Raw genomic sequence first — 24,629 nt, 5'->3', positions numbered from 1 at the left:
CATTGCCGTTGAAAAGCCCGGCCCATCCGCTAAACGGCAGTTTCGTTTTTTTACGCGCGGTGTGACTTTTTCGCCCGCATCGACAATTCAGGAAGTGAAGTCTCGTGGCCCTGCGTCCTACCCGTCCCCAGACCCGCGCCGAACAATTGGCGGCACAACAGGCCCTGCAAGGCGATGCTTTCCTGCGCGAAGTGGACGATGCGCTGCGCGAGGATCAGATGATGACCGCGGTGCGCCGCTATGGCAAGCCGGTGGGCGCGGGGCTGGTGCTGGGCCTGCTGGCGCTGGGCGGATATTTGTGGTGGGGCCATTATCAGGATCAGCAGGCGGCCACCCGCGCCGAACAATTGACCATCGCCATGGATCAGATCGAGGCGAGCCGGACCGATCTGGCCAATAAGACGTTGGACGGGCTTGCCGCAAGCGGGGACAATGGTTCGGCGGTGGTCGCGCGCCTGGTTGAAGCAGGCTTGCTGGCGCAGCAGGGCAAGGCGCAGGATGCCTCCACCCGCTATGCCGCCGTTGCCGCGGACAACAACGCGCCCCAGACCTATCGCGATTTTGCCACGCTGCGTCAGGTTGCGCTCAATTATGACCAGATGAAGCCCGATGATGTCATCGCCAAGCTCAAGCCTTTGGCCGCGCCCGGTGCGCCGTGGTTTGGCGCGGCGGGTGAATTGCTGGGCATGACCTATCTGAAGCAGGGCAAGAAGGAACTGGCGACGCCCTTGTTCGGCGCCATTGCCAAGGACAAGGATCAGCCCGAATCCCTGCGCGCCCGTGTGCGTCAGATCGCCAGCCAGCTTGGCTTTGACGCGGTTGACGACATTGCCCGCCCGATCGAAGGCGCCGCCCCGCAGCAGGGCGCCGCGCCCGTTCCGGTTGCCGCGCCGGTTCAGGCGGCCCCGGTTGCCGCTCCTTCGCCTGCAAAAGCGGCCAAGCCCAAGCAGGCCACGCCCGAAATCCCGCTGATGCTGGGCAAGCCCGACGCGGCCACGCCGGCTTCTGTGGTCAAACCGACCCCCGCGGCAACCCAGCCCTGATCCATTCCTGACGGACCTTAAGGACCTGCCCCATGAAGTCTCTTGTTTCCTTGCGTCGTCAGCCCGCCTCGTATCGTAAAGGCGGTCGTGCGCTGTTGTCCGTTGCGTTGATCGCTGCGCTTGCGGCCTGTGGCGGGGGGCCAAAGCTGGGCCGCAAGCCCAAGCCGACCACGCCCACCACGGGCAAGCGCGAACCGATCCTCAGCCGGGTCGAATCCTCGGCACAGGCGGATATGGATATTGCCACCGTGGCCGTGGTCCTGCCCTTGGCCCAGCCCAATACGGAATGGGCACAGCCCGGCGGTTCGGCGTCCAAGAGCTATGGCAATCTGACGCTGGGTGAAAATCCAAAGCGGATTTGGGAAGTTCGCGTCGCCGGTTCGAACGAACGTCGCCGTCTGGGCGCGTCGCCGGTTGTCGGGGGCGGATCGATGTTCGTGTTCGATACCGACGGCATCCTGCATGCTTTTGATGCGACGACGGGCGCTCCGCAATGGACCCAGACGCTTAGCGTGGCCGGCGGCGCGGGTGAAGCGGTCTTCGGCGGCGGCGCATCGTATGATTCGGGCCGCGTCTATGTGACGACCGGCGTTGGTGATGTTGCCGCCCTTGATGCCAAGACGGGCCAGATCGTGTGGAAGGTGCGTCCGGCTGGCCCGCTGCGTGGGTCGCCCACGGTGGCCTTTGGCGCGGTCTATGTGATGACCCAGAACAACGAATTGCACGCCCTCAAGATCGAGGACGGTTCGGGCCTGTGGCAGGAAGCTGCATCGCTTGGCGCGACGGGTGTATTTGGCGTTGCGGCTCCCGCGGCGGGTCAGGGTTCGGTGGTTGCCGGATTCTCGACGGGTGAGCTGATCGCCTATCGCTATGAAAATGGCCGTACGCTGTGGAATGACGCCCTTTCACGTACGTCGCTCTCGACGTCGGTGGGTGTGTTGACCGACATTGACGCCGATCCGATCATTGACCGCGGCCGCATCTATGCCCTTGGTCAGGGAGGCCGTATGGCCGCCTATGAGCTGGTGACCGGCCAGCGCCTTTGGGAACTCAATCTGGCCGGGATTTCCACCCCGGCGATTGCGGGCGACTGGATCTTCACGCTGACCGATGAAGCCAAGTTGCTGTGCATTTCCAAGAGCAGCGGCAAGGTGCGCTGGGTGGCCCAGCTGGACCGCTGGACCAAGCCCAAGAAGAAGGAGGGTCCGATCTTCTGGACCGGTCCGGTTCTGGCGGGTGATCGGCTCTGGGTGGCCAACAGCCTTGGCCAGGTCCATGTGGTGAGCGCGATGGACGGCGTGTCGAAATTCTACACCGGCGTAAAGGCGCCGATCACGCTGGCGCCGATCGTGGCCAATGGCATCCTGTATCTGCTGGATGATTCGGGCCATATCACCGCCTTCAAGTAAGAGCATTTTCACGCTCTTAACCTGTGACTGCTAGGGCTGGGGGAATGGATAGACCCGTTCCCGCCAGCCTTGGTGTTTCTGAACGACCGAAAAGTGATGTCTCCTCCGGCGTTGGTCTGGTGGGGCTGCTTGTGCTGGTGGCTTGGGTGCTGGTTTGCCGGTCATGGGTTTCCGTGGCCGTGGCATTGGGCATTGGCGGGCCGATGGAGCCTCTGGCGGGGCCTTATGCGGCCTTGGTGGCGCTGCTTCTTTCGTCCGGTGCGATGGTTTTGTGGTCGGTTGCGGTGGACAAGGTGCATCGCCGGGCGACAACCGGGATTGATTGGGCATCCCCCCGACCATGGCGCGAAGTGTTTGGGATCAGCGCTGTCAAACTGGTGGGCCTATGGGCCACATGGGCGGTGATTGGCGCGGCCTATTGCCTGTTCCGCTTCTATTGGCAGGAGCCGTGGATCTTTGCCATCCACCTGATCGGGGTGGCCTTGGTACCGATGGTCTTGCTGTCGATCCCTTACGTCCTTTGGCTGGACCGGGTGCTGGTCGATCCGCGCGACGGGGCGTGGCATTGCGGCGCGTGGATCATGGGGCGATCTCAGGCCGATCCGCGTGAGGTGATGCTGCATGCGCGCCGTTGGGTGGTGAAGGGGTTCTTTACGGCCTTTATGCTCTCGATCCTGCCGGGCGGGTTTTCGGCCGTGGTGCGCTTTGATACGGCGGGGTTGGGTGATCCGGTGGCTCTGGCCAATTGGTTGATCACATGGCTTTTCATGATCGATGTTCAGATCGGGACGGCGGGCTATCTCTTTACGCTTAAACCACTTGATAGCCATATTCGCAGCGCCAACCCGCATCTCGATGGCTGGGTGGCGGCGTTGGTTTGCTACCCGCCTTTTATCATGATGGGCGGCAATGGGCCGCTCGATTATCATCCGGGGACGGCGGAGTGGTCACAATGGATGGCTGGACATAGTTGGGCGCTGTGGGGTTGGGGCGCGTGGCTGGTGCTTTTGACCGGCGTTTACGCATGGGCCACGGTGGTTTTCGGACTGCGCTTTTCCAATCTGACCTATCGCGGGGTGATCACCCATGGGCCATATCGGCTGACCCGCCATCCGGCCTATGTGGCCAAGAACCTGTTCTGGTGGTCGGTATCCCTGCCGTTTCTCAGCCCGACGGGTTCCATGGTGGATTGCATCCGCAACACCGCGATTCTGGCGATGGTCAGTGCGGTCTATTGGTGGCGGGCCAAGACCGAGGAGCGGCACCTGTTGGCGGAGGATGCCAAATACCGTCAATACTGGGCATGGGCCGAAACAGGCGCGCCAGTGACGCGCCTGCTCAAGCGGTTGATTTAGAAGCTGGCCTCGTCATAGACGCGCGACAGGTCGCCGCCCCATTCGCCGTGGTAACGGTCGAGCCACAGTTGTGCCGGAACCTTGCCGCTGGCCACAATTTCATCGAGCGGGTCGAGATAGCGGGTTTCATCCGCGCCATCGGCATTCAAACGCGCGCGTGATTTCAAACCAGCGCGCGCAATCGCCAGCACTTCGCCCGCAATATCGCCCAACCGGCCTCCGGCAATCGGCGCATCCAGCGCCAGCTTGGGCACGCTGGAGCGCAAGGTCTCGCGCTCATCCATGCTCCAGCCCTTGACCAGATCCCATGCGGCGTCGAGCGCGCCCTGATCGTAAAGCAAGCCGACCCAGAGCGCGGGCAAGGCCACGATCCGTTCGACCGGCCCGCCATCGGCACCGCGCATTTCGAGGAAGCTTTTCAGGCGCACTTCCGGGAAAGCGGTCGAGAGGTGATCGTGCCAGTCGCCGATCGTTGGGCGTTCACCGGGCAGGGCGGGCAGTTTGCCATCGAGGAAATCGCGGAAGGACTGACCCGCAGCGTCAATATACCGACCATCGCGGAACACGAAATACATCGGCACGTCGAGCATATATTCGACATAGCGCTCGTATCCGAAACCATCCTCGAACACAAAGGGCAACATGCCCGTGCGCGCCGGATCGGTGTCGGACCAGATGTGGCTGCGATAGGAAAGATAGCCGTTGGGCCTGCCTTCCAAAAACGGCGAATTGGCGAAAAGCGCGGTGGCCAGCGGTTGCAGCGCCAGCGAGACGCGGAATTTCTGCACCATGTCGGCCTCGCTGCCGTAATCCAGATTGGTCTGGATCGTGCAGGTGCGCAGCATCATGTCCAGCCCCATCGATCCCACGCGCGGCATATGGCGCAGCATGATGTCATAGCGGCCCTTGGGCATGATGGGCAGGTCTTCGCGGCGCTTGTCCGGGTAAAGGCCAAGGCTGAGGAAGCCCAGATCGCTGTTCGCGCCAACGGCCTTGACCTGATCGATATGGCGGCGGGTTTCGGCGTCGGTCTGATGCAGATTTTCCAGCGGCGCGCCCGACAATTCGATCTGGCCCGCCGGTTCAAGGCTGACCGCGCCATCGCTGCCCTTGAGCGCGATGACATTGTCACCTTCCATGATTTCGCTCCAGCCATAGGGCTTTAGCCCCATCAGCAGGTCATGGATGCCGCCTGCCTCGTCGTAGGCGGGGGCGTGACGGTCGGCGCCGCGATAGACAATCTTTTCATGTTCGGTGCCGATGCGCCAATCGGCTCGCGGCTTTTCGCCCTCCTGCATCGGAGAGGCAAGCTGATCCAGCCCGGAAATCAGGGGATCGTGTTGGTCGGACGCTTCGCGAGTGCTCATGGCGCGACTTCCTAGTGGGGCAAAGCGCTTTGCGCCAGCGAGAAAAACTATCCGTCTTACGGCGTCAGATGGTTGCCCAATCGCCAACGCTGCCCATCCACAGGGCGGTCGCGGCGATACAGGCGGTTTCACCCCGCAAAATGCGCGGCCCCAACGTGATGGCTGATGTGGCGGTATGGGCCCGGATCGCTGTCCGTTCCTCGTCGGTGAACCCTCCCTCTGGCCCCGTCAGCAAGGCCGCAGGGCCGGAATGAGCCGCAAAACTCTTAATCGCGGGCGCGCCGCCTTGTTCGTCGGCAAAGAACAGGGCGCGCGAAAGATCCCAATCGCGCAGCAGCGCATCAAGCCGTACCGGAGCCGCAATCGTGGGCAGGGCGGTTCGCGCGCATTGTTCGGCCGCCTCTATCAATGTGGCGCGGGCGCGATCCAGATTCAATTTATCCGCCACACAGCGACGCGTCAGCACCGGTTGAATATGACGAACCCCCAATTCGCACGCTTTTTCCAGCACCAGATCGAACCGGTCCTTTTTCAGCAAGCCAGCGCAAAGGGTGAAATCCGGCACCGCCTCCCGCACTTTCAGCATTTCGACGCATTCGAGGGTCAGATCGCGCTTGCCCACCGAAACGGCGCGCGTTGCCCATTCGCCCGTGACATTGTCGCAAAGGATCACAGCATCCCCCACGCCAATCCGCATCACCCGGCCCAGATAATGTGCCTGCGCCCCGTCAATGTTCACTTGCGCCCCATCGGACAACGGCATTTCAACGAACAGGCGCGGCGCACTGCGCGGGGGCCATGCGGGCGTGGCGGGAAGATGATCGCTCATGCCCTGCGCTCTAGCCGATTGTGGTGCGTCACGCTATGGGATGCGGCATGAGTGACACCGTCCAGATCGTACCCGACAGCGAGCATCGCGGCATCATGGGCCTTTTGCCCGCCGCGGCAAGGGATTATGCCTCTCTGGCCCGGCTTGATCGACCGATTGGCTGGTGGCTGCTGTTCTGGCCCTGCGCATGGGGCGTGCTGCTGGCGGGGGGCGAGCATCGCTGGGGCCTGATGCTCTGGCTTTTGTTGGGCAGCATCGTGATGCGCGGCGCGGGTTGTGTTTATAATGACATTGTCGATGTGGACATTGACCGCCGGGTGGCCCGCACGGCCCAGCGCCCGATTGCCAGCGGGCGGGTCAGCAAGAAGGCCGCATGGGCGTGGTTGATCGGTCTGTGCCTGATCGGCCTTGTTGTCCTGTTGCAATTGCATTGGCGTGCCCAATTGGTGGCCTTGTTCAGCCTGGCTCTGGTCGCGGCCTATCCCTTTATGAAGCGGATTACGGGTTGGCCGCAGGCGTGGTTGGGGCTGGTGTTCACATGGGGCGCGCCGGTCGGCTGGGTCGAAATGCGCGGGTTTGATGGGCTGGGCACGCTGGCGCTGCTCTATGCCGGTTGCTGGGCATGGTGCATGGCCTATGACACGATCTATGCGCTTCAGGACCGCGAGGATGATGCGCTGGTTGGCATCGGTTCTTCGGCCCTGTCCTTTGGTCGCCATGTCCATCTGGGCGTTGGTGCGCTTTACACTATGGCGCTGGGCTGTTGGGCGGGCGCGCTGTGGCTGGTGCGCGGTGATGTGCTGGGACTGTTGGCGCTTTTGCCGGTGGCGCTGCATTTCCTGTGGCAGGTGGGAACGCTGAAACAGGACGACGGCGGCAATGCCTTGGCCCGGTTTCGCTCCAACCGTTTTGCCGGTCTGCTGATGGCGCTGGCCTGTTGGGTGGTGGGGAACGCCTAACTCGCCTCGGCCAGTAACTGTTCGGCGGCGCTCAAATCCACGCTGACCAATCGGGATACGCCGCGCTCGACCATGGTGACGCCGAACAGGCGGTGCATCCGGCTCATCGTCACGGCATTGTGGGTGACAACCAGATAGCGCGTCTCGGTCTCACGCGTCATCGCCTCAAGCAGGTCGCAGAACCGCTCGATATTCGCATCATCAAGCGGCGCGTCCACTTCGTCCAGAACGCAGATTGGCGAGGGGTTGGTCAAAAACAGGGCAAAGATCAGCGCCACCGCCGTCAACGCCTGTTCCCCGCCCGATAACAGGGTCAGCGATTGCAGCCGCTTGCCGGGAGGTTGTGCAAATATCTCCAGCCCGGCCTCCAGCGGATCGTCCGAATCGACCAGCGCCAGATGCGCCATTCCGGCATCATTCGGCCCGCCCTGAAACAGCGTGGTAAAAAGACGGCGGAAATGGCCATCGACGGCCTCAAAAGCGGCGCGCAGCCTTTCGCGCCCTTCGCGGTTCAAATTGCCGATCGATCCACGCAACCGGTTAACCGCTTCGGCCAGTTCGGCCCGTTCACGGATCGATTCGCCTGCGCGTTCCTCGGCGGCTGCCAATTCCTGTGCAGCGACCAGATTGACCGGTCCCAACCGCTCGCGATCCGCGCCATATTGCTCCATCGTGCGCGTTTCCTCGCCGGCGTTGCGCACGTCGGCGTCGGCAAAGCCAAAGCGCTCGGTCAGCAGGGGGGGCGGACACTGAAATCTCTCGCCCGACATGCGGTTGAGTTCGGCGCGGCGTTGATCTTCATTTTCGGATCGTGCCTGCGCACCGGCCCGCGCCTCACGGGCTGATAGCAGTTCCTCTTGCGCCATGGACAATTCGCGATCGGCCTCGGACGCGGCCTGTTTGGCCGCCTCCATCGCGGCTTCGGCTTGGGCCAAAGCGGATTGCAGCGTTTCGCGTTCAAGTTCGGCGCCGTGCATTTCGGCCTTGATGGCAGGCGGGCGGGCGGCATGAACGGCGCGCTCCTGCGTGATTTCCTCGATCCTGCCCGCCATCTGCGCCAGTCTTTTCGCCGCGTCCCCCGCGCGATTTTGCCAGTTCCGGATTTCGCCCGTTTGGGCATGCACCCGCTCACGCGCAACGGCCATGGTCTGATCCTGTGCCGCCAGCAGGGCGGTGGCCGATTGGTGATGGCTTCGGGCGGCCTCGTGGCGCATTTGGGCCGCTTGCAACATGGCTCTGCCTGTTTCGGGCGCAGGCAGGGCGGCGCGGCGCGCTACGGCGGCTTGATGCTCAGTTTGGGCTTGCAGGAACTGCTGCGTCAAATCCTGTGCGGCGGCCTGCAATTCGGCGCGGCGGGTGGCGGCGCGGTCGCGGGCGGCCTCTGCCGCGTCCATGGCGCGAAGGGCGGCGCGTTCCGCATCGGCGGCGGCTGCAACTTCGCGCTCCAAACCGGCGGCCTGTATCTGAATTTCGGACAAGGTGCGGGTGATCTCCTCCGCTCGCCCTTCCGCCTTTGCCACGGCATCGCGCAGCGGTGGGATCTGGGTTTCCAAGGAAAGGAAGCGGTTATCCGCCTCCATCCTTGCCGCCTCGGCCGCGCCTTCGCCGCGCGCAACAAAGCCGTCCCAGCGCCGGACATGGCCCGCCCGCGTCACCAGCCATTCGCCGGGGGAAAGGGCGCGCCCATCGTCAACTTCATCCACCCAAACCAACGCCAAACGCGCCGCCAGTTCGGGCGGGCAATCGGGCACGAATTGGGCCAGACTCTGCGTAACCTGCGTTGGTGGTGTTGCCCCGGTCCAGAACCTGCCTTCGCCGCTTGCCTCGCCCAACGGCGCCTTGGCATCGCGACCAAGGACTGCGGCCAGAGCGCGTTCATAGCCCGGCGCGGCGCGTATATGGTCAAGGGCAAGGCGGCGTCCGGCGGCATTCTTTTGCGCCTTGGCCCGCGCATCGCGGTCACGTTGTAGGGCTTGAAACTCGCGCTCTACCCCGCTCAGATCAGCCCGCGCTTGGGACAGAGCGCTGGCCGCAGCATCGCGTTGCGCCAGCAGTTCGGCGCGCCTTTGCTGTGAGGTGGCAAGCTGTTCCCGCGCCTGCGCCAGTTTCGCACTTGCTTCATCGCGGCGCTGCGTCGCGTTGGCCAGATCGGCAATCGGATCACCGGCCCTGTCCAAGGCCGCAAGCGCCTCCGCATTGCGCGCCAGATCGGCTTGGCAGCGCTGCACCCGGTTTTGGGCTTGGGCAATCTCGGCCTCTGCCACGCGCCACTCGGCCTCAACGCTGGCCTGCTGGGCATTGGCCTGCGCATAGGCAATTTCGGCCGCCCGCGCATTGCTGTCGGCTTCTTGCAAGGCTTGCACCATCGCGGGGCGTTGCGCTTCGGCTTCGTTCAGGCGCCGCCGCGCATCCTCCAATTCACCTTGCAGATTTTGCAGCGCGGCGGCGGCATCGCGGGTCAGTTGATCCGCCTCGGCGCGGTCGCTTTCCAGTCTGGCCTGTTGCCGGTCCAGATCGTTTAGCTTTGCCCGCGCCGCCTCCAACTGGCTGGTCAGGGTTGAGAGGCGGTGGCCGATGGCGCTGGCTGCCTCACGCGCGGTGCCGACGCCGTCACGGGTGGAGATCAGATCTTGTGCGGCCTTGGCCTGTGCGGTTTGTGCGGCATCGGCGCGGGTTTGCGCTACGCTGACCCTTTCCTGCGCCTGACGCGCTTCGGTCTTGGCACGGTCGGCGGCCTGTGCCGCTTCGCGCCAGCGCGCAAACAGCACCCGCGCCTCGGCCACACGGATTTGCTCGGACAGGTGGCGATAGCGTTCCGCCGCGCGCGCCTGTCGCCGCAAGGACAGTATCCTTGTCTCCAGCCCCGCCATCAGGTCTTCGAGCCGGGACAGATTGGCCTCGGTCGCGCGCAATTTCTGTTCCGCATCGCGGCGGCGGACATGCAGGCCCGCAATGCCCGCCGCTTCTTCCAGCATGGCGCGGCGTTCGGCGGGGCGGGCGTTGATGACGGCCGCAATGCGCCCCTGACTGACCAGAGCGGGGGAATGCGCGCCGGTGGCAGCATCCGCAAAAACCAGCGCCACATCCTTTTGCCGCGCATCGCGCCCGTTAATGCGATAGGCCGATCCCGCGCCGCGCTCGATCCGGCGCACGACCTCCAGTTCCTCGCCCGCGCTGTCATGGGCGGACAGGATCACTTCGGCAAAATCGCGGGGCGGGCGGGTGGCCGTGCCCGCAAAGATCACGTCCTCCATCCCCCCGCCGCGCAACGACTTGGGGCTGCTTTCGCCCATCACCCAGCGGATGGCCTCCAGCAGATTGGATTTGCCGCAGCCGTTGGGGCCAACCACACCGGTCAGCCCCGGCTCTATGCGCAATTCGGCAGGCTCAACAAAGCTCTTGAAGCCTGAAAGTTTGAGCCGCCGAAAACGCATGAATGCCTATCAGGCGCCCGCAGCCTTCAGAGCGGCTTCGACATTCTTCCACTCGGCGCCTTCGACCTTGTTGTTGTTGATGAACACGGTCGGGGTCGAACTGATGCCCTTGGCGCTGATCGCTTCGGAAGCCTTGGCGACGGCCTCGGCGCGGGGCAGGTCGGCCAGGCACTGGCGCTGCTGCGCTTCGGGCAGGCCGCGCGCGGTGAAGAAGGCGGTATAGCCAAGCGCATCGGCAATGGCGGGATAACGCTGGGCCGCGGGCAGTTTCATCGCGGCCGAGGCCTGATCATACTGTTCCTTGGTTTGTGAATTCAACGCATCGAAATTGGTATAGACCTGTTCGATCAGACCAAAAAACGTATCATCGCCGCCGCAACGAGCCAGAACCGTCAACGGAATATCTTGCGGGTGGATGGCAAAGCTGCGGAATTCAAGGCTCACCTTGCCGCTGGAAATATAGGTGCCGTTAAGCGCGCTCATTCCGTCTTGCGCCAGTTTTGCGCAATGGGGGCACGAGAGCGAACCATATTCCACCATCTTGATCGGCGCATTGGGGTTGCCGACGATGACGCCATCGCCATCCTCGGTCTTGGTAAAGGTTTCGGTCCACTGCTTGCCCGCCGGCGGGGCAACGGCGGCGACGCTGCCGGCCGGCGCGCTGGCGCCGCCTTCGGATTTGTTGCAGGCGGCCAGTCCCAGTGCGAGCGGGGCCATGGCCAAAATCGCCAGATTACGGGTGGAAAGCGGGGCAAACGTCATCGTAAAGCCTATCCTTGGCAGGGTTGTTTGCGAAAAATCTAGCGCAGAGTGGATGCGCCAAGAAGTAATTACTTGTCGCAAGGGTTACTTGAGCGCTGCACTCAGCTTGGGCTGCAATCCGGCCCAGTCATGTTCCTCCAGCATCTTGCCATCCAGCACGAAGGTCGGCGTGCCGGTTGTGCCCAATTCCTGCGCTTCCTTGGTCTGGGCGATGATGCGGCGAAGTGTCGCCTCATTGGCGAAACAGGCATCGGCCTGCGTGCGGGTCAGGCCCGCGCCAGCGGCAATGTCATAGAATTTCAGGTCCGAGGCAATCGCGCGCATCCGCACCGGCATCTGCCCTTCGTTCCAGCGCTTAGTCTGTTCCTCGCTCAGCTTTTGCGCAATGGCGATCCATTGGTCCTGCTGGGCCAGAAATTTGTGGTGCAACGGGAAGAATTTTACCGGCGGGACGCAATTGGTCAGCATGGCGATCGTGATGTCCAGCGGGTCGCGCAGCAGGTGGCGCACCTCGAACGACAATTGTCCGCCGCCCACCGGCCCCATACGCAGCGGCAGAGCCGTTTCCGCCTCAAAATGGGCGCAGTGCGAGCAGGTATAACTCATATATTCGACCAGCTTGTGCGGGGCCGCCGGATTGCCCTGAATATGCCCGCCGACCGGGCTGACGCTGGCTTTGGCTCCCCACGCGCCGCTGGCCACGGGTTTTGCCGCAGGCTTTGCGGGCGCCGCCGATACAGGGGCGCTCATCAAACCAAGCGCCAGAGACACAGCGGCCATCATGCGAAGGGGAAGGAACATGCAGGGTCCTTTGCTGGAAACGGAATGAGTTACGCCTCGTCCTGTCGGGCGATGCTGCGGGCAAGCGATTCGAGAACCGCCTTCAATTCGGGATCACCAATATCGCGCAGCGAATCGCCAAGCTCGATCGGGATGGGCTTCAGACTGGGCGGCGCGGCGCGGACCGGGCTCTGCGGGCGGGCCATGACCTCGCCCTGTCGCATCTTGACCTTGGACACCGCCTGATAACCGAAAAAGCGGTTCACGCGCTCGATGATTTCGGGGATCACATGGGTGATGATCGGCGCATGGGCGGGCAATACCACCAATTGCAGGATGCCGTCGCTCTTTTCGCCGGGTGGAAAACGGATCGCTTCGGGCATACAGACATTGGCGTGATGGGGGCCGACGATTTCGGGCCACCGCGTCACCACGCTGGATTGGACAAAGCCAAAGCGGCGAAAGGCCGTGCGGCCAATTTCGGGCATCAATTCGGATATGGGGCGCGCCTGTCCCCCACGCGGTCGTTCATAGGGTTGACCGGCACGCGTCTTTGACCCGCCCGCTTTCCCATCGCGCGGCGAAGCAGGGCTCTTGGTGCCCTTTGGTGAATGTGGCCTATCCCTTTCCATGCCATCTCAGCCATGCCATAGCCGCCCCATGGATGCCAGAGCCCAGAGCGTGAAATGCGGTAAAGCGGAAAGTGATCGCGCAGGTTTTGTCGCTGCCGCCTTGCTCGATTGGTACGATGCCCATGCGCGAAGCCTGCCGTGGCGCGCGCCGCCGGGGGCGAATGGCGCCGATCCCTATCGTGTATGGCTGTCCGAAGTGATGCTGCAGCAGACCACTGTGGCGGCGGTCATCCCGTATTTTGAAAAGTTTACCTCTCGCTGGCCGGATGTAGGCGCCTTGGCGGCGGCGCCAGAGGATGAGGTGATGGCGGCCTGGGCCGGGCTTGGCTATTATTCGCGTGCGCGGCGTCTGGTCGAATGCGCAAGGGTTGTGGCGGACATGGGCGCGTTCCCCCAGGATGAGGCGGGGCTGCGCGCTTTGCCGGGGTTGGGGGCCTATACGGCGGCGGCGGTGGCGGCGATTGCTTTTGGACAACGCGCCGTTGTGGTGGACGCCAATGTGGAGCGCGTCGTCTCGCGCCTGTTTGCCATTGATGAGCCATTGCCCGCAGGCCGCGCCGCCATTCGGGTTGCCGCCGACACCATCACGCCCGACGTGCGCAGCGGTGATTTCGCCCAAGCGATGATGGATCTGGGCGCAGGCATTTGCAGTGTCCGCGCGCCGCAATGCCTGATCTGCCCCCTGCGCGCCCATTGCGCGGGGCAATCACGGGCCGAACAATTGCCCGTCAAACCGCCCAAAAAGGCCAAAGCGCAGCGGATGGGCCATGCCTATTGGATCGAACGCGATGGTGCGGTCTGGCTGATCCGGCGTCCGGCATCGGGCATGTTGGGTGGGATGCGCGCCTTGCCCGATGATGGATGGAATGCGAAAACCGACGGGTCTGCATCGCCCCCCGCCGCTGGTGACTGGCGTGAGGTTGGGCGCGTCACGCATGTCTTTACCCATGTCGCATTGGAATTGGTTGTCATGGTTTCGCCGTGCGTTGATACGCCGCTGGGCGATGGCGAGTGGTGGCCGCTGGCCAAACTTGACGAGGCAGGCTTGCCTACGCTCTATGCCCGCGCGGCCGGTGTTGCGATGGCCAGAAAAGGATGAATATGCGTCCCCCCATAACCTTTACCGGCAACCCTTTGGACCGTGCCGATGCGGTGCGTTCCGATCCTGCACGTCTGGCGGCGCTGTGGACGAATGGCGCGAAATTACTGACCATGGACGGGCTGGAGCCGCGCCTTGACAGTGGCGATCTGGTTTGGACCACGATGGATCAGGCCCCCGAGGGTGAGGTGGTATTCCTTGGGCTGGACGCCAATGGGATCGGCCATTTCGCGCCTGTGCCCAGTCCGGATCAGGCCAGCACGGCACCCGCCAGCTTCAATCTGTGGCAGGCGCTGAATGGAATGGAAGGCGGCGATATCGCGATCTATGGCGCGGCGCGCGCGCTGGTCGGATGGCACGCCCGCCATCGGTTCTGCGCGCGCTGTGGCGGGGGCACCCAGATCGCCAAGGGTGGATGGCAGAGGGATTGCGGGTCGTGCGGAACGCCTCATTTCCCCCGTACCGATCCGGTGGTCATTATGTCGGTGGAACATGAGGGCCGAATCTTGCTTGGCCGCCAGCCACGCTTTCCGCCTCATCGCTATTCCGCTTTGGCCGGGTTTGTAGAACCGGGTGAAAGCATCGAAGAAGCCGTCGCGCGCGAGATTTTTGAAGAGGCCGGCGTCAAGGTCCATGACGTGCGTTATGTCGCCAGCCAGCCCTGGCCTTTCCCATCCAGTCTGATGATCGCCGCCCATGCCTTTACCGATGACCCGGCGCTGACCATCGACCGAAATGAATTGGAAGATGCCCGTTGGTTCACGCGCGACGAAGTGGTCGAGGCCATGGCGGCGCGCAATCGGGGCGAGGATGGCGTGGCCTTTAGCGCACCGTCCAAAACGGCCGTGGCGTGGCATTTGATGGCGGATTGGCTGGGGTTCTAAACCAACCCCAACTTCGCCAATTCCGCCGCCACGTTCGCGGGCAGGACGTCGCCGCCATCGCCGCTGGCCAGATCGGCGGGGGCGTCTTTTGCCTCCAGATAGCGCCAGCCCTGATGCGCGCGGCGCGGGGTGGGGACGACCTCGATCAATTTGGTCGAAATCAGGATCGCGGTGCGCCCGCCTTCATCTTCTTCAAAGCCCAGAATTTCGCTGCGCGCCACCAATTGGTGTTTGAAAATCCAGAACAGCGATCCGCCGATCATTTCCTCGGCGCGCTTGGGCCGGTTACGCGTGGTCAGGCGCGCAATTTCCGCCCCGCCACGGCGACCGTCGGGGGCAAACCATTCGTGGATTTCGGCCATGGATTGCGCACCATAGGCCACTTTCGTCATGTTAAGAGGCATCAGGCAAGCCCGGTAAGTACGGCAAGGCCGAGGAAAGAGAAGAACCCCATGACATCGGTGGCGGTCGTTACAAATACGGCCGAAGAGACAGCTGGATCAATCCGCAAACGGTCCAGCGACACCGGCACCAGAATGCCGGCCAACCCCGCCACCAGATTGTTGATCACCATGGCCGCGCCAATTACCGCCCCCAGATGCGGATTGCTGAACAGCAATGTCGTGCCTGTGCCGATCATCAGCCCCAGCGACAGACCATTGGCCATGGCGATGCGCAATTCACGCAAGACCATGCGGACGGTGTTCGAACTGGTCAATTCATTGGTGGCAATGGCGCGCACCACCACGGCCAGCGTTTGCGTGCCCGCATTGCCGCCCATGCCCGACACAATCGGCATCAACACCGCCAGCAATGCAAATCGCGCGATCGCACCCTGAAACAGGCCGACGACCGAGGATGCGATGATCGCCGTGCCCAGATTGACCACCAGCCATGACAGCCGCGTGCGCACCGTCATCAGGATCGGTTCGTTAATGTCGCCATCACCCGCACCCGACAGGCGCAGGATGTCTTCACTGGCTTCTTCCTGAATGATGTGGACGACGTCGTCGACGGTGATCTGACCGACCAGACGCCCGCTTTCATCGACCACCGCGGCTGAAATCAGCGCGTATTTCTGGAAACGCAGCGCGACTTCTTCCTGATCCATCGTCACCGGGATCAGCGTCTGGTCACGCTTCATCACATTGGACAGGGTCACATGGCGGTCGGTACGCAAAACCCATGACAATTGGCACGTGCCCACCGGATGATGGCGCGCATCGACAATGAACACTTCCCAGAATTCGGTGGCCAGATCCTTGTTGTCGCGCAGATAGTGGATCAATTCGCCCACCGTCATATGCTCGCCCACCGCGATATAATCGCGGCTCATCAGGCGGCCTGCGGTTTCCTCCGGATAGGCCAGCGCCGATTCGATGGCGGCGCGCTCTTCCGGCTCCATCTCGGCCAGAACCGCCTGCTGTTCGTCCGGTTCAAGGTCTTCGAGCAGGGCGACCGCGTCGTCGGTCTCCATCTCCTCGGCAATGTCGGCGATATCTTCGGCGGACAATTCATCGACCAGTCCTTCGCGGACGTGGTCGTTCAATTCGGCAAAGACCTCGCCGCCCATCAGGTCGGAGATGGCATTGGCCAGAGCGGGGCGTTCATCGGCGTCGATCTGTTCAAACAGGTCGGCGATGTCGGCCGGGTGCAAAGGTTCGACCAGCGCATAGACCGCATCAACCTCGCCCGCGTCCAGCGCATTGCGGACGCGGCGGACAAAGTCGCTCTTTAACTGATTATCTTCGTCCAGACTGTCATGGCGCGTGTTTTCCTCCACCGGCTCAACATGGGCGGCGGTGAATTCCTCGGTGGCTTGTGTTTCGACAGGCTCGACGGTCATGGGAGAAGGGGATTAGGCATTAAGCGAATAAAAGCAACCTTGCAGGATGCGTTTAGCGCAATGCTTCGCACAAACTGCTGGCCATGGGCGCGGGGCGCCTTTATCAGCGCGGCCAGAATATAGGGCGATGATGGCCAATCCTCGCCAATCCCACAGGAGCTTTACCATGGCCGACGAAATTCTCACCTTCACCGTGGATACCGGCAACGGCATTGGCGATGTTGTTATCAAGCTGCGCCCTGATCTGGCCCCCGGCCACGTCGAACGTATCAAGGAACTGGTCGGCGAAGGTTTCTATGACGGCATCACGTTCCACCGCGTGATCCCCGGCTTTATGGCCCAGGGCGGCTGCCCCAACGGCACCGGCACCGGCGGCAGCGACAAGCCCGACCTGAAGGCTGAATTCAACAACGAAAAGCATGTTCGCGGCGTGTGCTCGATGGCGCGCACCTCGTACCCGCACTCGGCCAACAGCCAGTTCTTCATCTGCTTTGACGACGCCACCTTCCTTGACCGTCAGTACACGGTTTGGGGCGTGGTTCAGTCGGGCATGGAATTCATCGACGCGCTGCCCAAGGGCGAACCGCCGCGTAATCCGGGCAAGATCGTGAAGGCTGTCGTTTCGGCCGCATAATGATTTGGCCGTCCCGCGCATCCTCAATGGGATGTTCGGGACGGCCTTGCTTTTTTGAATTGTTAACCCCGTATCCGGGCAAGCCCGAAGGTATCGGTTCAAGCGATCTCCACCGCTGGTGAAGGATAGTAAACGGACAGTCTCGAGAGGATAGTCCGTGCTTGCTCGCGCAAAAATCAAAACACTGGTCGCCGCTGGGTCGCTTTCGCTGGCCGCCATTATCGGAATGGGGGCCTCTCTGGCCGTGCAGGGCGCATCATCCATGCGCACCGATGTCGAATATATGGCCGGCAATTCCTTGCCCAGTGTGGATAAGCTCAATTCGGTTATCGTCGATTTTGAAATTGCCCGCATACGCATGGCCCGCATGCTTTTGGCGCCATCGCCGGATGAAGCCGCCAAGCAATCCGAATCGCTCAATACCGCGCTGGCTGATGCCGAAAAGGGCATTGCCGAATATAAAAAGCTGCTGAGCGACCCGGAAGATGCTCGGCTTTACGAAAACATCGTCCAACGCTGGCAAGTGTTTCGACAGGATGTTGAAGTTATTCGTCAGGCAGTGTTGAGCAATCAGCATGAACGCGCCGCTGCACTGTTTAACGGTGGCATTATTTCTCATTCACGCGCGTTGCAAGCAGGGATTGAGGCGGACAAGGGCTACAACGTCAAATTGGTCAACGGTATTGTGGCCCGCGTCCTGTCGCAGGCCGATACGGCGATACAGCGCAATATTATCCTTGGCCTGTTGGGCGTCGGCATTGGCATTCTGGTGATGCTGATGTTTTCCTGGCGTGTCACGCGACCGGTTTCGCAATTGAAGGACGCGATGGGCGATATGGCTCTGGGCGATCTGGATCGTGACATTCCGGGCATCGAAAAGGCGGATGAACTGGGCGATATCGCCCGCGCTCTCGAAGCGATCCGTCGATCCATTGCCGAACGCAGCCGCGCCGAAGCCGAGGGCAAGTTGATGGCCCAGCAAAGGATCACCGGCGCGCTGGAGCGTGGTCTGGCGGCCTTGCGTCAGGGGCGTCTGGATGAGCGGCTCGATGAAGCCTTTCCGCCCGAATATGAGCAATTGCGTACGGACTTCAACTCCACCGCGGCCTCGCTCTCTGAACAGATTTCGGCGGTTTCCATGTCGTCCAACGCGGTGCGTTCGGGGGCGGGCGAAATCTCCTCTGCGGCGCAAGATTTGGCGCATCGCACCGAGGTGCAGGCAGCATCACTGGGTCAGACGGCCAACACTGTGCGTGAACTCGCCAATTCCGTGGCCGAGGCCGGGCAGGGCGTCAGCAATGTCGCCAGCGCCGCCCATGAAGCCGAGCAGGAAGCATCCACCAGCGGCGAATTGATGCGCGGCGCGGTGTCGGCGATGCAGTCGATCGCGGCGACCTCGGAAAAGATGCGTTCGATTGTTGAAATCATCGACGGTATCTCGTTCCAGACCAACCTTCTGGCGCTGAACGCCGGGGTCGAGGCGGCGCGTGCGGGCGATGCCGGGCGCGGCTTTGCCGTCGTGGCCACCGAGGTACGCAATCTGGCCGAGCGCAGCGCCTTGGCGGCCAAGGAGATCGGCTCACTGATCGTCCATTCGGGCGAGGAAGTGCGCATGGGCGTCGATATGGTCAGCCGCACCCAATCCAGCCTTGAGCGCATTGTCGAGCGCTCGACGGCAGTGGCTGAGATGCTCTCACGGCTGGCCGAAACCACGGCGCAGCAATCCGAGGCGATCAATGGCGTCAACAAGGTCATCAACGAACTGGATATGGCGACCCAGCAAAATGCCGCATTGGTCGAGGAATCGACCGCCGCATCGCGATCGCTGGCCCATGAGGCCGAACGCCTGTCGGGCGTGGTTCAGCGCTTTACGCTGGCCCGCCGCGCGATGGGCGATGCCAGCGCTCGCTACGCAGCCTGATCAAAGGCCCGCTTTGATCAGCCAATCGTGGAACATCCGCACCGGGCGCGTTTCCAGCGCGCGCGGGCGGCAAACGAACCAATAGCTGTACGGGCTGTCGATATCGGCATCGAACAGGCGGACCAGCCGGTCATCGCCCGGGCGCAGGAAGTGGTCATCATGGACGATGGCGATGCCAAGCCCCTGAACCGCCGCGGCAATGATCAATTGGGCCGAGTCGAAATGGTCGATGGCGGCCGGTTCCAATCGTTCCAGCCCCAGCGCGCCCTTCCACACGTCCAGACTTTCCGGCAGGTCGGTCGAGATTACGAAGGTCTGCTTGGACAGGCGGGCCAGATCGGGCTTCTCGCCAATTTCCGCCGCCAACGCGGGCGAGGCGAAGGCGTGGATCTTGTTATGATCAAGCCGGACCGAATGGAGCGCCGGATCGGGTTCCTTTGACAGAACGATGGCCGCGTCAATCGAATCGCCCAGTTCCGATTCCAGCTGTGCGCCCGTGTCAAAGTCGATGTGCAGGCGCGGGTGCAGCTTGCGCAATTCGGGCAGGCGCGGAAACAGGCGGGTGCCGGCAAACAGCGCAGGCACGCCCAGATGCAGGCGCATGACATTGCTGGCCTCCATCTGCGATTCGACCGCTTCGGCCAGATCTTCCAGCTTGGGGCTGACCGCCGCGTAAAAGGCATGACCGTCATCGGTCAGCTTCATCGCCTGATGCTGGCGCGTGAACAGGCGTTTGCCCACGAAATCTTCCAGCGCGCCAACGCGGCGTGACAGGGCGGACGGGCTCAGGCCCAATTCGCTGGCCGCCGCCTTGGCCGAGCCAAGCCGGACCGTGCGGACAAAGGCTTCCAGCGCGCGCAGAGGGGGCAGGCGGCGGGTGGCGGGCATGGTCGATCAGTCCTCTTGTTCGCCGGATGTGGCGGGCGGATGCAAACGAAGGCGAATCACGTGGCGCTCGTCGGCCTCGGTTACTTCGATGATCCAGCCGCTGGCATGCGCAATTTGCGCGCCCACCGGCGGCACATGGCCGGACAGCACAAAGGCCAGTCCGCCCAAAGTATCGATATCTTCCTCGACTTCGGCAAGGCGCGGATCGACCCGCTTGCCCACTTCGTCAAGTTCGACCTTCGCATCGGCGTCCCATAGACCATCGTCGAGCGGGCGCAGCAATTCGGTTGGGGCGTCATCATGTTCATCCTCGATCTCGCCGACGATTTCCTCGACCAGATCTTCAAAGGTGATGATGCCTTCTGTACCCGAATATTCGTCCACCACCACGGCCAGATGCACCCGGCTTGACCGCATATCGGCCAGAACGTCCAATGCCCCGCGCGCGGTCGGCACGAACAGGGGCTGGCGCATCATGCGGGTCCAGTTGCCCTGTGGCTCCTCGCCCCGGACCAGATAGGGGAATACGTCCTTGATGAGGATCATGCCGATCACTTCATCGAGCGTGTCGCGATAGACCGGCATGCGCGAATGGCCATGTTCGGCAAAGGCGGCCAGCACATCGGGCCATGGCGCATTATGGGCCAACGCAATGATCTGTCCGCGCGGGATGCAGACATCGGCCGCGTCCAGTTCGGAAAAATGCAGCAGGTTGCGCAGCATCTGACGTTCCAGCATCGAAAGGTCGCCCGCTTCGCCGGGGCTGCCTTCTCCCTCATGCTCGTCGATGATGTCTTCCAGATGGGCGCGCAGCGACTGGTCCTGATCGCCCCCGTCAAAGAAGCGCAGAACCTGACGCCATAAAGAGCGCTTACTGTCCGGCTCTCCGAGGCCGGAATCCCCTGTACGGCCCAGATCGGCCACGTTCTATGCTACTCCTCCGGCGCGATGCCGATTAAAAGAATGTCGGTTGCAAGAAGATCAAAGATGATGATCGCCATATGGGTCGGCAATGCCGATCAGCGCAAGCGCCTTTATTTCCAAAATTTCCATGGCGCGGGCATCCTCGTCGGATATCTCGTGATCCAGCCCGGCCAGATGCAGCAAGCCATGGATGATCAGGTGCGATGCATGATCCTGCAGCGTGATGCCCTTTTCCTCGGCCTCACGCGCGCAGGTTTCAAAGGCCAGCGCAATATCGCCCAGCATTTCGGGCGGCCCGTCATCGGGCAGGTCCAGCAGATCCTCACGCTCCAGCATAGGGAAGGAGAGGACATTGGTCGGCTTGTCTTTGCCGCGCCATTCGGCGTTCAGCACCTGTACCTCTTCATCCGAGGTGAAGATCATGCTGGTGCTCAGGCATTCCTTGGCCAGTTCGGGCGCCACCACGCTCAGCGCCCCTGCCGCGCGGGCGGCAAGGGCTTCCCAATCGGTGGTTTCGGGCCAAGGGGATTCGATATCAATTTCAAGCGTCAGCATAGGTCCGCGTCCCTAAGCGCTGGCGGAGCGATTGTCGAAGATTAATCCTCGTTCTTGCCTTCATAAGCCTCGACGATGCGACCCACGATCGGGTGACGCACAACGTCGCTGCCCTTGAAGCGCACCGTGGCGATGCCCTCGACGCCTTCCAACCGGACAACCGCATCGTTCAACCCACTGGCCGCCATGCCGCCGGGAAGGTCGACCTGCTTGGGATCTCCGCAGATCACCATTCGGCTGTTCATGCCGAAACGGGTCAGGAACATCTTCATCTGCGCCGCCGTGGTGTTCTGCGCCTCGTCAAGGATGACAAAGGCGTCGGCCAGCGTGCGCCCGCGCATGAAGGCAATAGGCGCCACTTCGATTTCGCCATTGGCCAAACGCCGCTCAACCTGTTCGGGCGGCATACAGTCGAACAAAGCATCGTAAAGCGGGCGCAGATAGGGATCGACCTTATCCTTCATGTCACCGGGCAGGAAGCCCAGCTTTTCGCCCGCCTCAACCGCCGGGCGCGACAGGATCAGGCGCTTGACGCTGCCGTTAATGAGCTGGGACACGGCCTGTGCCACGGCGATATAGGTCTTGCCGGTGCCCGCCGGGCCAAGGGCAAAGATCACATCGTTGCGGGCCAGTGCGCGCATATAGTCGATCTGGGTCGGGCTGCGCGGGACAATGGTCTTGCCGCGGGTGCGGATCATGATCGGGGGATGGGTTTCATCGCCCGAAATGATGCCTTCCAATGTCGGTTCGACCGACATGGCGATCAGCGATTCGACCGCGCCGGCATCCACTTCCTGTCCCGAGAGCAGGCGGCTGTGCATCCCTTGCAGCACTTCGCGTGCGCGGGCGACATTGTCCTCATTGCCTTCGATCAAAATGCGATTGCCCCGCGCCGAGATGTAAACACCCAGCCGGTTTTCGATCAGCACCAGATTGGAATCAAACTGGCCAAACAGCGCGCCCAATATTGTCGGCTCGTCAAACTCAAGCTCGGTTCGCGCTCGTCGGGACGGGTTCGATCGAGCGTTCGGGCTGCGGAATGGGGCCACATCCTCGATGGGGTCAAAAGCGGCGCGGATCTGTTTGCGGGCCATGTGCTCCTTGTCTGTGGCCGGAATCTCCAGACCGGCTCACACGGGTAAAGATACGCCTGACCATGCCATCCGCCAAGAGCGATCAAACATCGTGGTGGTGGAAAAGCGTAGGCGGCGCATTTCTGGCGGCGCTCAAAGGCGTTGTTACAAATTGATACAAACCTGACTGAGGTCTGAGCATCCAATTCCAAATGGGTTCATGGCCACATCTCCATAAGGGCTTCATCGGGACCAGACCCAATCCATCGGAACGGTCCCATGCGAAGTTCAAAGGAGAGTAAGATGCGTAAGATTTTGATGCTGGCGCTGGCCGCTGCGACCATCGCTCCGACCGCCGCCTCGGCGCAGAGCGCCCATGAATTGCGCCGCGATCAGCGCGACATCGCCCGCGAACATCGCGAAATCCATCGTGATCTGGCGCGCGGCGACTATCGTGAAGCCCGCCGTGACATGCGCGATCTGCGCGAAGCGCGACAGGAATATCGCGAAGACTGGCGTGATTATCGCCGCGCCCATGGCGATGTCTTCCGCGGCCCCGCCTATGTCGGCCCGCGCGGATATGCCTATCGCCCTGTAACGCCGGGCTATCGCTTTGCGCCGGATTATTACCACCGCCGCTACTGGATTGCCAATCCGATGGCCTACCGTCTGCCGCCTCCGGGCATCAACCAGCGTTGGGTGCGTTATGGCCGAGACGTGGTGCGGATTGACCTGCGATCGGGCCGCGTCCTCCAGGTCTATGGCTCGTTCTTTTACTGATACAGCGCGCTTCGGTCGGGAAGCTGTGCTGGGCCGCCCCTTCCGCAAGGAGGGGGCGGTTTCCTTATGCCAGAACCTTGCCAGAGAGCGAATTCGGCCCGGCCTGAACCAGTTCGGTGCGCACCAGATCGCCCACCGCGTAATCGCCCTCGAAATGAACCGATTGCAACCAGGGTGACTTGCCCAGCCATTGGTTCTGCAACTTGCCTTTGCGTTCGACCAGAACCTCGCAGGTGCGGCCGAGGCTGTTGCGGTTGAATGCGTGCTGGTCGCGGTTCAAAGCATCCTGAAGGCGCTTCAATCGATCATCCATCACCTCGGCGGCGATTTGGTCGTCCATCGTGGCGGCGGGCGTGCCGGGGCGCGGCGAATACTTAAAGCTGAACGCTTGCGCATAGCCCACCGCATCGATCAGCGCGATGGTTTCGGCAAAATGCTCTTCGCTCTCGCCGGGGAAACCGACGATGAAGTCACCCGACAGGGCAATATCAGGCCGCGCTTCACGCACGCGTTCCAGCAGGCGCAGATAGCTTTCCGCCGTATGGCTGCGGTTCATGGCTTTCAGGATGTGATTGCTGCCCGATTGCACCGGCAAGTGCAGGAAAGGCATGAGCTTTTCCACTTCGCCATGCGCGGCGATCAGGCCGTCGGTCATGTCATTGGGATGGCTGGTGGTGTAACGGATGCGCGCCAGACCATCGATCGTGGCCAGATCACGGATCAACCCGTCAAGGCCGACTGCCTGTCCCTTATGATTCTCGCCGCTCCACGCATTCACATTCTGGCCCAGCAGGGTGATTTCCTTGGCGCCCGCTTCGACCAGACGCTGCGCCTCGGTGATCAGATCGGCATAGGGACGGCTGATTTCCGCCCCGCGTGTATAGGGCACCACGCAATAGGTGCAGAATTTGTCGCAACCCTCCTGAACCGTCAGAAAGGCGGTGGGTCCAACGCTGCGACGCTTGGGCAGGGCGGCGAATTTCGCGTCGGCGGGCATGTCCGTGTCGGTCACGCGTTCGCCATCGACCGCCCGCGCAATCATCTCGGGCAGGCGGTGATAGGCCTGTGGCCCCACAACCATCTTGACCACGGGCGCGCGGGCCATGATTTCCTCACCCTCGGCCTGCGCCACGCAACCGGCCACCGCGATCAATGGGGCGGTGCCGTCTTCGCGGCGCCAGTCCTTTACCAGTCGGCCAATGTCGGAATAGACCTTCTCTGCCGCCTTTTCGCGGATGTGGCATGTGTTGAGCACGACCAGATCGGCCTCCTCGCCTTCGGGGGCGGGGGCGATGCCTTGGCTGGCCAGCAATTCTTCCATGCGCTGACCGTCATAGACGTTCATCTGACAGCCGAAGCTTTTGACGCGATAGGTGCGGGGCGCGGCAACCGGTGACGTGCGGGGGGCGGAAATAGCAGACATAGCGCGGGCCGTTACGCGAAATCGGGGCAAAA

General features: G+C 62.4%; 22 protein-coding genes. 9 read left to right on the top strand and 13 right to left on the bottom strand.

What is annotated here, in order from left to right; genetic code table 11:
- The first annotated feature begins 104 nt into the window (after window positions 1-104).
- Genes AC2S2E_RS16160 through AC2S2E_RS16150 form a run of 3 tightly spaced genes read left to right on the top strand, consistent with a single transcriptional unit; the run spans window position 105 to window position 3,807 of the window.
- Window positions 105-1,043 (top strand): tetratricopeptide repeat protein, encoded by a 939-nt coding sequence (locus AC2S2E_RS16160; RefSeq protein WP_486523077.1) that lies wholly within the window; start codon window positions 105-107, stop codon window positions 1,041-1,043.
- A 32-nt stretch (window positions 1,044-1,075) separates the two neighbouring features.
- Window positions 1,076-2,452 carry a PQQ-like beta-propeller repeat protein gene (locus AC2S2E_RS16155; protein WP_486523076.1) on the top strand — a complete coding sequence of 459 codons (1,377 nt, stop codon included), beginning with the start codon at window positions 1,076-1,078 and terminating at the stop codon, window positions 2,450-2,452.
- Window positions 2,453-2,496: 44 nt separating this feature from the next.
- Window positions 2,497-3,807 (top strand): methyltransferase family protein, encoded by a 1,311-nt coding sequence (locus tag AC2S2E_RS16150; RefSeq protein WP_486523075.1) that lies wholly within the window; start codon window positions 2,497-2,499, stop codon window positions 3,805-3,807.
- Here AC2S2E_RS16150 and AC2S2E_RS16145 read toward each other — a convergent pair.
- Both AC2S2E_RS16145 and AC2S2E_RS16140 read right to left on the bottom strand, forming a co-directional pair.
- Entirely contained in the window at window positions 3,804-5,174 is a 1,371-nt protein-coding gene (locus AC2S2E_RS16145; protein ID WP_486523074.1) for a glutamate--cysteine ligase, read from the bottom strand. The genes AC2S2E_RS16150 and AC2S2E_RS16145 overlap by 4 nt on opposite strands.
- A 64-nt stretch (window positions 5,175-5,238) precedes the next feature.
- Complete coding sequence (locus AC2S2E_RS16140) at window positions 5,239-6,003, bottom strand: 16S rRNA (uracil(1498)-N(3))-methyltransferase (RefSeq protein ID WP_486523072.1); 765 nt, start codon at window positions 6,001-6,003, stop codon at window positions 5,239-5,241.
- Between the two features lie 47 nt (window positions 6,004-6,050).
- Between AC2S2E_RS16140 and ubiA the strand changes: the two genes are divergently transcribed.
- Window positions 6,051-6,962, top strand: coding sequence for a 4-hydroxybenzoate octaprenyltransferase (ubiA, locus tag AC2S2E_RS16135; protein WP_486523071.1), 912 nt, complete (start codon window positions 6,051-6,053; stop codon window positions 6,960-6,962).
- Here ubiA and AC2S2E_RS16130 read toward each other — a convergent pair.
- The 4 genes from AC2S2E_RS16130 to AC2S2E_RS16115 all read right to left on the bottom strand — a co-directional run bounded on the left by AC2S2E_RS16130 (window position 6,959) and on the right by AC2S2E_RS16115 (window position 12,570).
- Complete coding sequence (locus tag AC2S2E_RS16130) at window positions 6,959-10,396, bottom strand: chromosome segregation SMC family protein (RefSeq protein WP_486523070.1); 3,438 nt, start codon at window positions 10,394-10,396, stop codon at window positions 6,959-6,961. The two genes, ubiA and AC2S2E_RS16130, sit on opposite strands and share 4 nt — an antisense overlap.
- A gap of 9 nt (window positions 10,397-10,405) precedes the next feature.
- On the bottom strand, window positions 10,406-11,158 hold the full coding sequence (locus AC2S2E_RS16125) for a thioredoxin domain-containing protein (protein WP_476107330.1): 753 nt from the start codon (window positions 11,156-11,158) through the stop codon (window positions 10,406-10,408).
- An 84-nt stretch (window positions 11,159-11,242) separates the two neighbouring features.
- Complete coding sequence (locus AC2S2E_RS16120; RefSeq protein WP_486523069.1) at window positions 11,243-11,959, bottom strand: thioredoxin domain-containing protein; 717 nt, start codon at window positions 11,957-11,959, stop codon at window positions 11,243-11,245.
- Between the two features lie 29 nt (window positions 11,960-11,988).
- The gene (locus tag AC2S2E_RS16115; protein ID WP_486523068.1) at window positions 11,989-12,570 is read right to left on the bottom strand and encodes a DUF721 domain-containing protein; all 582 of its coding nucleotides are present in this window, start codon (window positions 12,568-12,570) and stop codon (window positions 11,989-11,991) included.
- Between the two features lie 28 nt (window positions 12,571-12,598).
- Between AC2S2E_RS16115 and AC2S2E_RS16110 the strand changes: the two genes are divergently transcribed.
- A complete protein-coding gene (locus AC2S2E_RS16110; protein WP_486523067.1) occupies window positions 12,599-13,669 on the top strand; it encodes an A/G-specific adenine glycosylase in 1,071 nt (356 codons plus the stop codon).
- 2 nt (window positions 13,670-13,671) lie between these two features.
- A complete protein-coding gene (nudC, locus tag AC2S2E_RS16105) occupies window positions 13,672-14,553 on the top strand; it encodes an NAD(+) diphosphatase (RefSeq protein WP_476107319.1) in 882 nt (293 codons plus the stop codon).
- Here nudC and AC2S2E_RS16100 read toward each other — a convergent pair.
- Both AC2S2E_RS16100 and mgtE read right to left on the bottom strand, forming a co-directional pair.
- Window positions 14,550-14,957: a DUF1489 domain-containing protein gene (locus tag AC2S2E_RS16100; RefSeq protein WP_476107316.1), complete on the bottom strand. Its 408-nt coding sequence runs from the start codon at window positions 14,955-14,957 to the stop codon at window positions 14,550-14,552. The genes nudC and AC2S2E_RS16100 overlap by 4 nt on opposite strands.
- Window positions 14,957-16,399, bottom strand: a complete 1,443-nt coding sequence (gene mgtE, locus AC2S2E_RS16095; protein ID WP_486523065.1) for a magnesium transporter — start codon at window positions 16,397-16,399, stop codon at window positions 14,957-14,959. Before mgtE ends, AC2S2E_RS16100 begins: the two co-directional genes overlap by 1 nt.
- A gap of 166 nt (window positions 16,400-16,565) precedes the next feature.
- Here mgtE and AC2S2E_RS16090 point away from each other — a divergent pair, with 166 nt between their 5' ends.
- Together AC2S2E_RS16090 and AC2S2E_RS16085 are read left to right on the top strand one after the other, a co-directional pair.
- Window positions 16,566-17,033, top strand: a complete 468-nt coding sequence (locus AC2S2E_RS16090; protein ID WP_476107313.1) for a peptidylprolyl isomerase — start codon at window positions 16,566-16,568, stop codon at window positions 17,031-17,033.
- A 157-nt stretch (window positions 17,034-17,190) separates the two neighbouring features.
- The gene (locus AC2S2E_RS16085) at window positions 17,191-18,954 is read left to right on the top strand and encodes a methyl-accepting chemotaxis protein (protein WP_486523064.1); all 1,764 of its coding nucleotides are present in this window, start codon (window positions 17,191-17,193) and stop codon (window positions 18,952-18,954) included.
- Here AC2S2E_RS16085 and AC2S2E_RS16080 read toward each other — a convergent pair whose 3' ends face one another.
- Genes AC2S2E_RS16080 through AC2S2E_RS16065 form a run of 4 tightly spaced genes read right to left on the bottom strand, consistent with a single transcriptional unit; the run spans window position 18,955 to window position 22,415 of the window.
- Window positions 18,955-19,842 (bottom strand): LysR substrate-binding domain-containing protein, encoded by an 888-nt coding sequence (locus AC2S2E_RS16080; RefSeq protein ID WP_476107310.1) that lies wholly within the window; start codon window positions 19,840-19,842, stop codon window positions 18,955-18,957.
- Window positions 19,843-19,848: 6 nt separating this feature from the next.
- The gene (locus tag AC2S2E_RS16075) at window positions 19,849-20,766 is read right to left on the bottom strand and encodes a hemolysin family protein (protein WP_476107309.1); all 918 of its coding nucleotides are present in this window, start codon (window positions 20,764-20,766) and stop codon (window positions 19,849-19,851) included.
- Between the two features lie 57 nt (window positions 20,767-20,823).
- Complete coding sequence (gene ybeY, locus AC2S2E_RS16070; RefSeq protein WP_476107423.1) at window positions 20,824-21,318, bottom strand: rRNA maturation RNase YbeY; 495 nt, start codon at window positions 21,316-21,318, stop codon at window positions 20,824-20,826.
- 44 nt (window positions 21,319-21,362) lie between these two features.
- Window positions 21,363-22,415, bottom strand: coding sequence for a PhoH family protein (locus AC2S2E_RS16065; RefSeq protein ID WP_476107307.1), 1,053 nt, complete (start codon window positions 22,413-22,415; stop codon window positions 21,363-21,365).
- A gap of 282 nt (window positions 22,416-22,697) precedes the next feature.
- Here AC2S2E_RS16065 and AC2S2E_RS16060 point away from each other — a divergent pair, with 282 nt between their 5' ends.
- Window positions 22,698-23,174, top strand: a complete 477-nt coding sequence (locus tag AC2S2E_RS16060) for an RcnB family protein (protein ID WP_476107306.1) — start codon at window positions 22,698-22,700, stop codon at window positions 23,172-23,174.
- Between the two features lie 64 nt (window positions 23,175-23,238).
- Here the strand turns inward: AC2S2E_RS16060 and miaB are convergent, their stop codons facing one another.
- A complete protein-coding gene (gene miaB, locus AC2S2E_RS16055; RefSeq protein ID WP_486523063.1) occupies window positions 23,239-24,597 on the bottom strand; it encodes a tRNA (N6-isopentenyl adenosine(37)-C2)-methylthiotransferase MiaB in 1,359 nt (452 codons plus the stop codon).
- Window positions 24,598-24,629: the final 32 nt, after the last annotated feature.

This window comes from Novosphingobium sp. 550D (genome assembly GCF_057401885.1).
This window is presented reverse-complemented; position numbering and strand designations above follow the sequence as displayed.

Coding starts and splice junctions, on each gene's coding strand:
- mgtE (WP_486523065.1), bottom strand. CDS start 16,399: ATGACCGTCGAGCCTGTCGAAACACAAGCCACCGAGGAATTCACCGCC.
- AC2S2E_RS16065 (WP_476107307.1), bottom strand. CDS start 22,415: ATGGCCCGCAAACAGATCCGCGCCGCTTTTGACCCCATCGAGGATGTG.
- AC2S2E_RS16090 (WP_476107313.1), top strand. CDS start 16,566: ATGGCCGACGAAATTCTCACCTTCACCGTGGATACCGGCAACGGCATT.
- AC2S2E_RS16145 (WP_486523074.1), bottom strand. CDS start 5,174: ATGAGCACTCGCGAAGCGTCCGACCAACACGATCCCCTGATTTCCGGG.
- AC2S2E_RS16140 (WP_486523072.1), bottom strand. CDS start 6,003: ATGAGCGATCATCTTCCCGCCACGCCCGCATGGCCCCCGCGCAGTGCG.
- AC2S2E_RS16150 (WP_486523075.1), top strand. CDS start 2,497: ATGGATAGACCCGTTCCCGCCAGCCTTGGTGTTTCTGAACGACCGAAA.
- AC2S2E_RS16155 (WP_486523076.1), top strand. CDS start 1,076: ATGAAGTCTCTTGTTTCCTTGCGTCGTCAGCCCGCCTCGTATCGTAAA.
- nudC (WP_476107319.1), top strand. CDS start 13,672: ATGCGTCCCCCCATAACCTTTACCGGCAACCCTTTGGACCGTGCCGAT.
- miaB (WP_486523063.1), bottom strand. CDS start 24,597: ATGTCTGCTATTTCCGCCCCCCGCACGTCACCGGTTGCCGCGCCCCGC.
- AC2S2E_RS16080 (WP_476107310.1), bottom strand. CDS start 19,842: ATGCCCGCCACCCGCCGCCTGCCCCCTCTGCGCGCGCTGGAAGCCTTT.
- AC2S2E_RS16120 (WP_486523069.1), bottom strand. CDS start 11,959: ATGTTCCTTCCCCTTCGCATGATGGCCGCTGTGTCTCTGGCGCTTGGT.
- ubiA (WP_486523071.1), top strand. CDS start 6,051: ATGAGTGACACCGTCCAGATCGTACCCGACAGCGAGCATCGCGGCATC.
- AC2S2E_RS16110 (WP_486523067.1), top strand. CDS start 12,599: ATGGATGCCAGAGCCCAGAGCGTGAAATGCGGTAAAGCGGAAAGTGAT.
- AC2S2E_RS16060 (WP_476107306.1), top strand. CDS start 22,698: ATGCGTAAGATTTTGATGCTGGCGCTGGCCGCTGCGACCATCGCTCCG.
- AC2S2E_RS16130 (WP_486523070.1), bottom strand. CDS start 10,396: ATGCGTTTTCGGCGGCTCAAACTTTCAGGCTTCAAGAGCTTTGTTGAG.
- AC2S2E_RS16100 (WP_476107316.1), bottom strand. CDS start 14,957: ATGCCTCTTAACATGACGAAAGTGGCCTATGGTGCGCAATCCATGGCC.
- AC2S2E_RS16115 (WP_486523068.1), bottom strand. CDS start 12,570: ATGGAAAGGGATAGGCCACATTCACCAAAGGGCACCAAGAGCCCTGCT.
- AC2S2E_RS16125 (WP_476107330.1), bottom strand. CDS start 11,158: ATGACGTTTGCCCCGCTTTCCACCCGTAATCTGGCGATTTTGGCCATG.